This is a genomic window from Azospirillum soli, assembly GCF_017876165.1.
GTDB classification, from domain to species: domain Bacteria; phylum Pseudomonadota; class Alphaproteobacteria; order Azospirillales; family Azospirillaceae; genus Azospirillum; species Azospirillum soli.
In genome coordinates, this window is record NZ_JAGINQ010000026.1 from 62,292 (window position 1) to 74,586 (window position 12,295).

7 protein-coding genes and 2 pseudogenes are annotated in these 12,295 nt (G+C 66.4%); 6 read left to right on the forward strand and 3 right to left on the reverse strand.

From position 1 onward, the window contains the following. The 3 genes from J2852_RS27025 to J2852_RS27035 are packed head-to-tail and all read left to right on the forward strand — an operon-like array spanning position 1 to position 4,911. Positions 1–2,157, forward strand: coding sequence for a peptidase domain-containing ABC transporter (locus tag J2852_RS27025; protein WP_209881687.1), 2,157 nt, complete (start codon positions 1–3; stop codon positions 2,155–2,157). Next, positions 2,154–3,554: an HlyD family type I secretion periplasmic adaptor subunit gene (locus tag J2852_RS27030; RefSeq protein ID WP_209881690.1), complete on the forward strand. Its 1,401-nt coding sequence runs from the start codon at positions 2,154–2,156 to the stop codon at positions 3,552–3,554. Before J2852_RS27025 ends, J2852_RS27030 begins: the two co-directional genes overlap by 4 nt. Before the next feature lie 19 nt (positions 3,555–3,573). Next, complete coding sequence (locus J2852_RS27035; protein WP_209881692.1) at positions 3,574–4,911, forward strand: tetratricopeptide repeat protein; 1,338 nt, start codon at positions 3,574–3,576, stop codon at positions 4,909–4,911. Positions 4,912–4,944: 33 nt separating this feature from the next. On the opposite strand, the gene J2852_RS32150 is transcribed toward J2852_RS27035, so the two are convergent. Beyond that, entirely contained in the window at positions 4,945–7,536 is a 2,592-nt protein-coding gene (locus J2852_RS32150; protein WP_281418487.1) for a calcium-binding protein, read from the reverse strand. A gap of 214 nt (positions 7,537–7,750) precedes the next feature. Here J2852_RS32150 and J2852_RS27045 point away from each other — a divergent pair, with 214 nt between their 5' ends. From J2852_RS27045 to J2852_RS27055, 3 genes are all read left to right on the forward strand, one after another. Next, positions 7,751–8,422, forward strand: a complete 672-nt coding sequence (locus J2852_RS27045) for a response regulator transcription factor (protein WP_209881695.1) — start codon at positions 7,751–7,753, stop codon at positions 8,420–8,422. Beyond that, entirely contained in the window at positions 8,415–9,842 is a 1,428-nt protein-coding gene (locus J2852_RS27050; RefSeq protein ID WP_343206829.1) for a sensor histidine kinase, read from the forward strand. Before J2852_RS27045 ends, J2852_RS27050 begins: the two co-directional genes overlap by 8 nt. 105 nt (positions 9,843–9,947) lie before the next feature. Then, a complete protein-coding gene (locus J2852_RS27055) occupies positions 9,948–11,063 on the forward strand; it encodes an IS110 family RNA-guided transposase (RefSeq protein WP_209881697.1) in 1,116 nt (371 codons plus the stop codon). Between the two features lie 342 nt (positions 11,064–11,405). Here the strand turns inward: J2852_RS27055 and J2852_RS27060 are convergent. Next, positions 11,406–12,083, reverse strand: a pseudogene (locus J2852_RS27060) (IS630 family transposase); the annotation flags it as partial. Positions 12,084–12,207: 124 nt separating this feature from the next. After that, positions 12,208–12,295, reverse strand: a pseudogene (locus tag J2852_RS27065) (IS5/IS1182 family transposase); the annotation flags it as partial.

Here is a 12,295-nt window from a genome sequence, read left to right on the forward strand (position 1 = left end):
ATGCCCGAAGCCGGGCCGAACAGCGCCTTGAAATGCCTTGTGGAGGCGGCCCGCCTGCGAGGCATCGACACCTCCGTCGAGCGCATTCAACACGACCATGTGCTTGACGACCGTGAACCGTCCACCCGACTTCTGCTCCGCATCGCCGGACAGATCGGGCTGAAGGCGCGCGCGGTTCGCATGAACTGGCACCATTTCGGTAAGCTGGATCAGGCGTTCCCGGTCATCGCCCGGCTCCGCAACGGAAATTCGGTGCTGATCGTCGGCGCCAATGTCGTGAACGGCGTGCCCGTGGTGCTGATGCACGACCCGCTGGCCGCGGATGCGACGGCGCTGCCGGTCGACGAGGCCCGCTTCACGGAAGCCTGGAACGGCGAGGTGATCCTGCTCAAGCAGGATGGCGCCATGGCCGAAGAGGAGCCGCCCTTCGGCTTCGCCTGGTTCTTCCCGATGATCCGGCGGCAGAAGCGGATCTTCCGCGACGTCGCCGTGGCCGCGATCCTGCTCAGCCTGCTGACCATGGCCATGCCGGTCTTCATGCAGATCGTGATCGACCGCGTCCTGGTCCACCGGAGCATCGACACGCTGCACGTCCTGATCGGCGGCATGTTCCTGGCGATCCTGTTCGAGACGCTGTTCTCCTACATGCGCCGTTACCTGATGCTGTACGCGTCGAACAAGATCGACGCGCAGGTCAGCATGCGGACCTTCAACAAGCTGGTCAGCCTGCCGATCGACTTCTTCGAGCACTCCTCCACCGGTGTGGTGACGAAGAACATGCAGCAGACCGAGCGTGTCCGTCAGTTCCTGACGGGCCAGGTCTTCTCGGTCGCGCTGGACTGCGTCGGTCTGATCGTCTTCATTCCGATGATGTTCATGTACAGCGTCCCGCTGGCGATGATCGTCCTGGGATCGACGCTGCTGCTGTGCCTGATGATGATCGCCTTCCTGCCGCCGATGAAGCGGCGCATGAACGATCTCTACGCCAGCGAGGCCAATCTCCAGGGCTATCTGGTCGAGACCATCCAAGGCATGCGGACCATCAAGTCGCTGTCCCTGGACGCCCGCCAGCGGCAGGCCTGGGACCAGAAGCTGGCCCGCGCCATCGACAACCGCTTCCGGCTGGGCAGCTTCGCCCTGATCGCCCAGTCGCTGATCATGCCGATCGACAAGCTGACGCAGGTCGCGGTGATGGGCCTCGGCGCCTACATGATCTTCGACGGCTCGATGCTGGTCGGCGCGCTGATCGCCTTCAAGATCGTCGCCGGGCGCGTCACCGGCCCGTTGGTCCAGCTCTCCCAGATGATCCAGCAGTTCCAGGAGGTCTCCCTCTCGCTGCGCATGCTGGGCCAGATCATGAACCACGAGTCCGAAGAGGGCCGGAACGGCCGCGGCATGCGGGCGCAGATCAAGGGCGAGGTGGAGTTCTCCTCTGTCCGCTTCTCCTATCCGGGAACTTCCTCGCCGGCGCTCGACGACGTGTCCTTCACCATCCCGCAGGGGCACATGTTCGGCGTCATGGGCCGAAGCGGATCGGGCAAGACCACGGTCACGCGCCTTCTGCAGGCCCTGCACCGGCCGCAGGAAGGCCTGATCAAAGTGGATGGGCACGACCTGCGCGAGATCGATCTGGACCATCTGCGCACCAACATCGGCGTCGTGTTGCAAGACAACTTCCTGTTCCGCGGCACGATCCGCGAGAACATCTCCGCCACCAAGCCCGGTGCCCCCATGGAGGAGGTGATCGAGGCCGCGCGCCTGGCCGGCGCCGACGAGTTCATCGAACGTCTGCCGCGCGGCTTTGACACCATGATTGAGGAAGGCTCCGCCAACCTGTCGGGCGGTCAGCGTCAGCGCATCGCCATCGCGCGCGCGCTGCTGATCAATCCGCCGATCCTCATCATGGACGAGGCGACCAGCGCGCTCGACGCGGAAAGCGAGGCCATCATCCAGGCCAACATGCAGAACATCGCCAAGGGCCGCACGCTGATCATCATTTCCCACCGCCTGTCCTCCCTGGTGTCGTGCGACGCCATCATGGTCCTGGACCGCGGCAAGGTCGCCGACGTGGGCCGTCACAACGACCTGTTGGGGCGTTGTGACGTCTACCGTCATCTCTGGTACAAGCAGAACCGGCACCTGGAGCTCGCGTCATGAGCCTTGCACAGCTCACACCCTCCAAGCAGGAGGAGGCGGAAGCCGAGCGGGCAATCAACGACTTCCAGTCGGACACCGCCGAGATCGAGAACCAGCCCGAGCCGGCGCTGACGCGGGTCACCCTCTACGCGACCACCCTCCTGATCGTCACCGCCATCGTCTGGGCGTCGGTGTCGCGCATCGACCGTGTCGTGTCGGCGACCGGCCGGCTGGTGTCGACCGAAACGCCGATCATCATCCAGCCCTTCGACACCGCGATCCTGAAGAGCGTCAAGGTGCGGGCGGGTGACATCGTGAAGGCCGGCCAGGTTCTGGCCACCATCGACCCGACCTTCGCCCAGTCGGACATCGGTCAGCTCACCGTCCGCCTGAAGACGGCCGAGGCCGGGATCTCGCGCCTGGAGGCCGAGCTGGCCGGCGAGGCCTACAAGCCCCCCGCGGATCTTCCGGCCGAGGTGGCCCTGGGACAGCTCGGGCTGTGGCGCAACCGCCAGGCGCAGTTCAGCGCGCAGGTCCAGAGCTTCGACGAGCGGATCGCCCGCACGCGGGCGGTCATGACCAACAGCCAGATCGAGGTCACCAACCTCACGGCCCAGCTTCAGAAGTGGAAGGAGATCGAAGATATCCGGACCACCCTGGCCGCCTCGCAGGTCGGCAGCAAGCTGAACGCCCTGGCAGCCACGGCCAACCGGCTGGACATCGAGCGGAACCTATCCACGGCCAAATCGACCGAGCAGCAGAGCCGTCACGAGCTGGACGATCTGAGGGCCCAGCGTGAAGCCTTCATCCAGCAATGGAACAACACGGTCGCCCAGGAGCTGATCCAGCAGCGCACCGAGCGCGACGTCCTGGCCGAGCAGATGGCCAAGGCCCGCAAGCGGGAAGAGCTGGTCACGCTGACCGCTCCGGTGGACGCCGTGGTTCTGGAAGTGGCGAACCGCTCGGTCAACTCGATCGCCCAGGCGGCCGAGCCGCTCTTCACCCTGGTGCCGATCAACGCCCCGCTCGAAGCGGTCGTCCAGATCGACGGACGGGAAATCGGCTTCATCCGCGAAGGCGACCCCGTCGCGCTGAAGTTCGACACCTACAACTACCTGGAGCATGGGGCCGCCGAAGGCGTCGTGCGCACCATCAGCGACGATTCCTTCAGCGCCGAAGACCGGACCGGCGGCATCACCAAGGCGAACGCCAACAGCGGCGCCGCCGCGCCGAAAGGCTTGTTCTACCGTGCGCACATCAAGCTGACCTCGGTCAATCTGCGCAACGTTCCGGAAGGCTTCCGCCTGGTGCCGGGTTTGCCGCTGACGGCCGACGTCAAGATCGGAAACCGCACCATCATGGCCTATTTCCTGAAGCCTCTTCTGGGCAGCATCAACGAGAGCATGCGCGAGCCTTAACGGCTCGCGCGTTCCATCCATGAGCCAAACCACGAACACCCCCAAGGGGGCGCTCCTCCGGGGGCAACGCCAAGCGCTCCAATCCTGGCCGAAGGCATCAAAGGGACGCCTGTTCGGTCTCTTCCGCAAGCTGCGGGGCAGCGAGCGACTCCGCCAGGAAGCGGAAGCGGCGTTCACGGCCGGGCACCCGGCGGAGGGTGTGCGGATCCTGCGCATTCTCGCCAAGCGCCGCCATCCCGACGCGCTGTTCCAGCTCGGCCAATGCTACGCACAGGGGCGCGGCGTGGTCCGGAACATACCGGAGGCGGTCAACTGGATGCGTCGCGCGGCCGAGTTGGGGCACGCCGACGCACAGCATTTCCTTGGACAGATCTACACCCAAGGCCTTGGACGGGTTCGGGACTTCAGCGACCCGCTGCGGCTCTACGCAGCGACGGGCGAGACCGACCCGCATTCCAACCGTGATCTGCTGTTTCCGGCCGGCGTCAACGTCGAACAAAACGAGATGGAAGGGCTTGCGTGGCTGGAACGCGCCGCCCAAGCCGGCCAACCTTACGCACAGCTCGATCTGGCGCAGCATTACCTGAATGGCCAAGGGGTCGAAAGGGATGTGGAGCGCGCCATAGCGCTGTTGCGGGCATCGGCGCAGCAGGATTGTGCCCGGGCGCACGTCGCGCTCGGCCGTATCCTCCTGAACGGTCAGTTGCTGCCGCGAGACCCGGACGCCGCGGCGGAGCATCTGCGCGCCGCTGCCGAACGGGGCAATCTGGACGGCGCTTGCGAGCTTGGAATCTTTCTGGCGAGCGGGAGCGATCGGCCGGCGGACATGACCGAAGCGGCACGCTGGTTCCAAAAAGCGGCCGAACAGGGCCACAGCCCATCGCAGCTCAATCTGGCGAACATGTATCTGCGCGGCCAGGGTGTTCCGAAGAACATGGCCAAAGCCGCCGAATGGTACCGGAAAGCCGAGAAATCCGCCCACTACGCTCAAGCACAGTGGCGGCTCGGCTGCTTGCACGAGGCCGGACAAGGCGTCGAGAAAGACCCCTTCGAAGCATCGGAATGGTACCGCAAGGCGGCGGAGCAGGGGTTTACTCCTGCACAGTTCTCACTCGGCCTGCTGTACACGCGCGGAGTGGGCGTTCTGCGCAACGACCAGCAGGCCGGCTTCTGGTTCGAGAAGGCGGCGGCGGCAGGGCATGTCCAGGCTTGCCTCAACCTCTCCTTGATGAGCGCCCGTGGACGGTTGGGGCCGCCGAACCTTGCGGTTGCCCACGAATGGCTGGAGCGGGCGCGCGCCAACGCTGGCCCGGGCGAACAGGACCAGATACGGCATCTTGAGGGGTTGCTGAAATAAGCGAGGGCGGCCGAAAGGCCGCCCTCGCTTATTTCAGCCGAAGATGATCCAGCCGGTTGAGAACTGCTCCCGGCGGACGCCGGCCAGGGTGACGGTGTGGGTGTCGGAGAAGACGATGACCGCCTCGCCGGCCCCGTTGGCGGTGACGCTGTAAGCTTGGCCGGGGGTGAGGCCGATGCGGTCGCCGTCGGCACCGGTGAAGTCGGTGATGCGGTCGGCGCCGCCCCCGGTGGCGAAGACGAAGACGTCGGCCCCGGCCCCGCCGGTCAGCGTATCGTTGCCCAGGTCGCCCGCCAGCCGGTCATTGCCGAGGTCACCGAACAGCGCGTCGTCGCCCGCCCCGCCGAACAGCAGATCGTTCCCGCTCCCGCCGAACAGGGTGTCGGTGCCGGCGTTCCCAAACAGCAGATCGTGGCTGGCGTTGCCGAACAGCAGGTCGTTGCCCGCGCCGCCGGACAGGGCGTCGCTGTCGTCGCCGCCGATCACCGTGTCGTTGCCGAGATCGCCCACGACCACGTCGGAGCCGACATCGCCGCTCAGCGTGTCGTCGTCGCGGCCGCCGAACAGAGCGTCGTCGCCGCGCCCGCCGTACATCTGGTCGGCCCCGGCGTTGCCGAGCAGAACATCGCTGCCCGGGCCGCCGAGAAGGCAGTCACCGTCCTCGCCGCCCTGGAGCAGATCGTTTCCGTACCCGCCGGTCAGCGTGTCGGCACCGGCGAGGCCCTGGATGGTGTCGTCGCCGTCGTCGCCCCAGAGAGCGTTGCTCTTCTGGCTTCCAAGGATACGGTCGTCCAGATTGCCGCCCACCAGATTGGAGACCATGGGAAGAGAGATCGCGCCGCCGAACCCGTTCCAAGCCATTGCCGCGGCAAGGTCGGCGGTGATTCCGTTGGGGGTCTTGCCGCCGGACGCCTGCTTGAAGGCCGCCGGCGTCTGCGCCGCAAAGGGATCGATGCCGAGCAGGAAATCCTGGCTGGTCAGGACATAGCTTCCTGCCACCCCCTGAAGCTCGATCGACAGGTCCGTGGTCAGTTCCTGGCTGAGCGTCGCCTCGATGATGATCGAGGTGCCTTGCTCGCGCCATCGCACCTGCCCGGGGGCGGAGAAGCCCGTTTGGTCGATGAAGGTGAAGGCCTGCTTGCCTGACTTCAGCGGGTTGGCGTCGATTTCCGACAAGTCGATCAGGTCGCGCTGGGTGTGGGCATCCGGTCCCCGGAAATCGACCAGATCGAGGCCGGTCAGCACTTGGACGGCCGCGCCGTAGACCGAATAGAAGGTGATCGTCCGGCTTTCGCCCGTCTCGTCGTAAATCTCCTTCAGATAGCCACGGAAGTCCGTGATGACGTCCCGGCTGGCCGGCGTGGAGTCGGCGACGTCGGTGAAACGGAAATGGTCGGAGCCGCCGCCGCCGGTCAACGTGTCGCTGCCGGCACCACCGTGCAACGTGTCGTCCCCGGCCCCGCCCAGAAGAAGGTCGTCGTTGAGCGTGGGCGTGCCGGGAGGCGTGATGGTGCTGTTGGTCGTGGTGTTGCGGTCGCCATAATAGTCGCCGTACAGCACGTCGGCGCCGGCGCCCCCGATCAGGGTGTCCCGCCCGGTTTCACCGAACAGCACATCCGATCCCACGCCGCCGTCGAGCCAATCGTTCCCGGCGCCGCCGAGCAGCCGGTCGTCGCCCTCCTGGCCCAGCAGGATGTCGGTTCCGGTGTGGCCGATGGGATCGCCGCTCAGACTGTCGTTCCCGGTTCCGCCGGCCAGCAGGTCGTCCCCGCCGCCCCCCAGCAGGCTGTCGTCGCCGCCGCCGCCGGACACCAGATCATGACCGTTGGCGCCGGCCAGGGTCTCGTTCCGCTCCGACCCGATGAAGGTCTGGTTGGAGGTGCTCACCTCCAGAAGGGTGTCGCGCAGGATGGCGCGGTCGAGCGGGCTGACGTCCACCCGCCGGCCGGGCGAGAGGGCGGAGGCCAGGACGCCGTTCATCGGATCGGCTCCGGCGACGTAGGAGTAGAGCCCTCCCTCCGTCAGCGGCACGGGCGCGCCGAACACGGCCACCGCGTTGGGGCCGTTGAAGTAGGGCACGCCCTTGGCGAAGGTGACGTGCTGGTCGAAGCGGCTGATGGCCGCCCCGGTCACCGCGCCGGTGGTGGCGTCGCGCAGTCCCTCGACGCCGAGCGCGACGCCGATGGCGCCGACGATCGCCGAAAAGGCGTCGTACTGGTCGGCTGGGATTGCCGGAGAAGACGCCGGGTTCAGGGGGTTGATGGCCGGATCATGCCAAAGCGCCGCGTTCGGATTGACCGACAGCAGGATGTCCGGCTTGTCCTTTCCGTTGGGATCGGTGCCGGTCCGCCATTCGTAGGCGGCCCCGGACTGGACGATATCGTAGGTCCCGACGCTCAGCATGTTGCCGCCGACGACCTCGGCCGGAGTCACCGTCTTCTGCCCGACCACGACGCTGGTCGCCGGGCGCGCCGTGGCCAGGGAGCTGGGGGCGGTGAGGGCGGTATCGACCAGCACCTCGATGCTGGCGTCCGTGGGGATCAGGTTCCCCCAATAGGCGAGCGCCGCCTCGACCGTTTTCAGCAAGGGACCGTCGGCGCCGGTCACGGTTGCGGTGATGGCCATGGCTGACCCTCGGCTGGGGAAGGGGGCGGTCGCGTCCTGCATTCCACCCCTCGTCACACTGGTTGGATCACACTGGTTAGGGGGGCGAGGGTCAAGGATCGGTTAAAGCTCCACCCCCTTTCGAATCCGGTGGAGATCGGCCATTTTGTGGGACGGACGGAGCGGCGGTTCGTCCATCGATGAGCGGAAACGGTGCAGCGAAGATGCGTGCGCAATGAAAATCTTAGTCATCGAGGATGATCCCAAGGCCACGGCCCTGATGCTGAAGGGCCTCAAGGACCAGGGGCACGATGCCGATCATGCTCCCGACGGCAAAAGCGGCCTGTCGCAGGCGATGTCGGGCCAATACGATGTGCTCATCGTCGATCGGATGCTGCCGTTCATGGACGGCATGGCGGTCATCATGGCTTTGCGGGCGTTGGGCGTCGACACGCCGGCGCTGATTCTCAGCGCCCTCGGCAGTCTGGAGGACCGTCTCCACGGCCTGCGCAACGGCGGTGACGACTACCTGACCAAGCCCTGTTCGCTGGGCGAACTGATCGCGCGCGTCGAGCTTCTGGGGCGGCGGCGCTCCTCCCAAAAGGCGGAAACAAGCCTCAAGGTCGGGGACCTGGAAATGGATCTCCTGGCCCGCAAGGTGAAACGTGCCGGCCGCGCCATCGAACTGCACCCGCGCGAGTTCAAGCTGCTGGAATATCTGATGCGAAACGCCGGCAGCGTCGTCACCCGGACGATGCTGCTGGAGAATGTCTGGGAATTCCATTTCGACCCGCAAACCAACGTGATCGAAGTGCACATCGCCCGGCTGCGCCAGAAGATCGACCGTGATTTCGGGAGCCCGCTGATCCACACCGTGCGCGGTGCCGGGTACTGCCTGCGTGCCTGATCTCCGGTTGCTCCGCAGCGCCGCCTTCCGCATGGCGCTCTTCGGGCTCGCCCTGCTCCTGTCGGCGGGGCTGGTCGTCTTCGCCCTCCTCTACGATGTGACCGATTCCTTCCTGGAGGGACAGGCCGGGCAGGCCGCCGCCGCCGAGTTGGAGGGGCTGGAGGCGCACCACCGGCGGGGCGGCCTGCCGAAACTGCGCCAGGTTCTGGAGGACCGGATGGTGACGGGCCATCCCATCGCCGGCGTCTATCTGCTGTCCGGCCCCGACGGGGCGCGTGTGGCGGGGAACCTGCCCGCTTGGCCGGACGCCGTTCCGGATGCGGAAGGACGGCTGTTCTTCCAGGCGGACGCCGCGAAAACGGGAACGGAGGGACCGCCCCCCGGAACCCAGCCGGTTCTGGCCTTCACCCGGACCCTGTTGGACGGACACCGCCTCCTCGTCGGGGCATGGCTCGGCGAGCGCCGCCAGTTCCGCAACCGGATCGTGGAAACCCTGTTCTGGGGCTTCATCGTCATCGCCGGAATGTCGGCGGCGGGGGGACTCGCCATCCGCCGCAACGTCACCCGCCGTCTGGAGACGATCAACCGGACGACCCGCCAGATCATCGACGGACAACTGCACGCCCGCATCCCGCACTCGCCGGGCGGTGACGAGCTGGACCGGCTGGCCGCCAACCTCAACGACATGCTCGACAAGATCGAGCGGCTAATGAACGGGCTGCGCCACCTCAGCGACGACATCGCCCATGACCTGCGCACGCCGCTGAACCGTCTGCGCGGCCAGCTGGAAATGGTGGCCATCGAGATGCGGGAAGACGATCCCGTGCGCGAGGCCGTTCAGGACGCGATTCAGGAAGCCGACCGCCTGCTTGAGATGTTCGGGGCCCTGCTCAGCATCGCCAAGGCCGAGGCGGGCTACCAGCGGATGCCCTTGACGGACGTGGCCCTGTCGCCGGTTGTCTGGCGTGTCGTCGAGCTGTACGAGCCAGTGGCCGAGGAGAAGAGCATGGCCCTGAGCGTGCGGATCGACCGGCCATTTGTCGTCCGCGGACAGGAGCAGCTTCTGGCCCAAGCCCTGGCCAACCTCGTGGACAACGCCGTGAAGCACACGCCGGAGGGCGGCGGGATCCTCGTTGCGGTGGCGCCCTCCCAGGACGAGCCGGGAACCGGCGAACTGATCGTCGCCGACAGCGGTCCGGGCATTCCGCCGGAAGATCGTAAGCGGGTCCTCGGCCGCTTCATCCGCCTGGACAGGAGCCGCAGCACGCCCGGCAACGGGCTCGGCCTCGCCCTGGTCGATGCGGTGGTCCGGCTGCACGGCGCCCGGCTGGTCATGGAGGACAACGGCCCCGGCCTGCGGGTTCGGCTCTGCTTCCCCATCTTGGCTATCCATGACGTTGGGTCCGTCACGGTCGACTAGACCCCATGTCCCTGCAGAGCTGAAGGTGGCTCGTCTCACGTTCTGTCAGCAACGAGGGTTGCGCCGGGTGGGCCGGCGCCGTGCCTCAGACAGAGGAGACGAGCCATGGAGCAGGATATCGCAGCATTCGTTGCCATGGACACGCACAAAGAGACGATCGCCGTCGCGGTGGCCGAAGCTGGCCGTTCAGGCGAGGTGCGCTTTGTGGGCGAGATCCCCAACCGCGCTGATGCGGTGCGCCGGTTTCTCGACAAGCTGGTCGACAAGTATGGCCGGCTGAGCGTCTGCTATGAGGCCGGCCCGTGCGGGTATGGACTGCATCGGCAGATCACCGAACTGGGGCACGCCTGCATCGTGGTGGCGCCCTCGCTCATTCCCATCCGGGCGGGCGATCGCGTCAAAACTGACCGGCGTGATGCCCTCACCTTGGCCCGGCTGCATCGTGCCGGCGAACTCACCGTGATCTGGGTGCCCGACGCGGCGCATGAGGCCATGCGCGACTTAGTCCGCGCCCGCACCGCGGCTATGGAAACGGTGCGCCGGGCGCGTCAGCAACTTCAGGGCTTTCTCCTGCGCCATAATCGGATCTTCACCGGACGTTGCCCGTGGACGGCCGCGCATCGGCGCTGGTTGGCCGCTCAGCGTTTCGAGCATCCGGCCCAGCAGATCGTCCTGCAGGAACTCATCGACACCATCGCCGACGCCGAGCAGCGGCGGGATCGCTTGAATGGGCAGATTGAGGAGTTGGCCCACTCCTGGGCGTTGCGCCCGCTGGTCGAAGCTCTGCAGACGATGCGCGGCATCGCGTTCCTGTCGGCGGTCGTGTTGGTCGTCGAGATCGGCGACTTCCGCCGCTTTGCCAATCCCCGTCAGCTGATGGCCTATCTCGGTCTGGTGCCGTCGGAGCAGTCGAGTGGGCGCAAGGTGCAGCGCTCCGGCCTCACCAAGGCCGGCAACACGCGAGCGCGCCGGGTGCTCGTCGAAGGCGCCTGGAGCTACCGTTGGCCGGCCAGGATCACCAACGACATCCGACCCCCGCTCGAGGGTTTGCCGAAGGCGGTGCGGGCGATTGGGTGGAAGGCCCAAACACGCCTGTGCACGCTGTTTCGCCGCCTCACGGCCACCGGGAAGAACCGCAACGTCGTGGTCACGGCCATCGCGAGAGAGATGGCGGCGTTTACCTGGGCCATCGCCCGCGAGGTCCAGCCCGCCGCCGCGTGACCCCCGGAGGGCAACCGGCGAACAACAGCGCAGAGGAGGACACGGTCGGTTCAGCCAGATGGCTGGCACGCATGGCTGGAGGCGGAGCTTGCCAGGGGAACCCTCGTCCCCACTATGTGGCCGCTCAGCGACGCCCACTCCTAGACGGAGGCAGCCCCGAGACGGAACACGGTCCTGCGGTAGCCAACCCGCGCATCAGAGTTTGATCAGCCGTCGTCTCGACCGCTCCGTCTCCTGCCATGCGCGCCGGCCTTCAAGCCTCCAAGACCGGCCAAAACCGGAGACGACCACTCGCGCCCACAGCCCTTGAAACGGGACATGAGAGTGGTTTGAAGCGGAAGTTCGCTGACAGAAGCGCTTGACGCTTTCGAGGATCCGATCGGCGGACTTGGTCCAGACGAAAGGCTTTGGATCGGCGTTGGTAGCCTCGACGTAACGGCGGATGGCCTGCTCCAGGTCATGCGTGGACCGGAATGCGCCGCGGCGCAGTTGCCTGCGGGGCAGCAGCGCGAACCAGCCCTCCACAAGGTTCAGCCACGAGGCTGAGGTGGGCGTAAAATGCAGGTGGTAACGGGGGCGCGTGGCCAGCCAGCGGTGCACGATGCTGGTCTTGTGGGCGGCATAGTTGTCCAGAATGATGTGCACGTCCAAATCCGCTGGCACGGCTTGGTCGATGGTGTCGAGGAAGGAGCGGAAATCCTCGGAGGTGTGCTGGGACCGGCACTCGCCGATGATGCGGCCGGTGGCGGCATTCAGGGCCGCGAACAGGTCAGTCGTGCCGTGGCGGACGTAGTCGTGCGTGTGGCGCTCCACCTGACCAGGGCGCATGGGCAGCACCGGGGCGGTGGGAGCGCGGGCGGTGATTTGCGGCTTCTCGTCAACGCACAGCACAAGCGCACGGTCCGGCGAATTCAGGTACAGGCCCACCACGTCGCGCACCTTCTCCACAAACAGCGGATCGCGGGAGAGTTTGAAAGTTTCGTGCCGGTGGGGCTGCAGCGCGAAGGCGCGCCAGTTCCTCGCGTTCGGCATCGCTTAGGGTGATCGGCGTGGGAGCCGGGCTGCCGGGCATCGTTGCCTCCTTTGAAGGAAAACAACCTTGAACAGCGCTCGGCTCCTACCGTCACCGGACTTCTAAGAGCGCCTAACAAAACCATTTCTGGACGAAGCGCCAGCAGATGAGGCTGGCGGCGATGTGATGGAAGGCGGAGAAGATGTCGGCGCGCCGCTCG

Excerpts from the sequence above, each read along its gene's own strand:
- J2852_RS27025 (WP_209881687.1), top strand. The coding sequence starts at position 1 with ATGCCCGAAGCCGGGCCGAACAGCGCCTTGAAATGCCTTGTGGAGGCG.
- J2852_RS27030 (WP_209881690.1), top strand. The coding sequence starts at position 2,154 with ATGAGCCTTGCACAGCTCACACCCTCCAAGCAGGAGGAGGCGGAAGCC.
- J2852_RS27035 (WP_209881692.1), top strand. The coding sequence starts at position 3,574 with ATGAGCCAAACCACGAACACCCCCAAGGGGGCGCTCCTCCGGGGGCAA.
- J2852_RS32150 (WP_281418487.1), bottom strand. The coding sequence starts at position 7,536 with ATGGCCATCACCGCAACCGTGACCGGCGCCGACGGTCCCTTGCTGAAA.
- J2852_RS27045 (WP_209881695.1), top strand. The coding sequence starts at position 7,751 with ATGAAAATCTTAGTCATCGAGGATGATCCCAAGGCCACGGCCCTGATG.
- J2852_RS27055 (WP_209881697.1), top strand. The coding sequence starts at position 9,948 with ATGGAGCAGGATATCGCAGCATTCGTTGCCATGGACACGCACAAAGAG.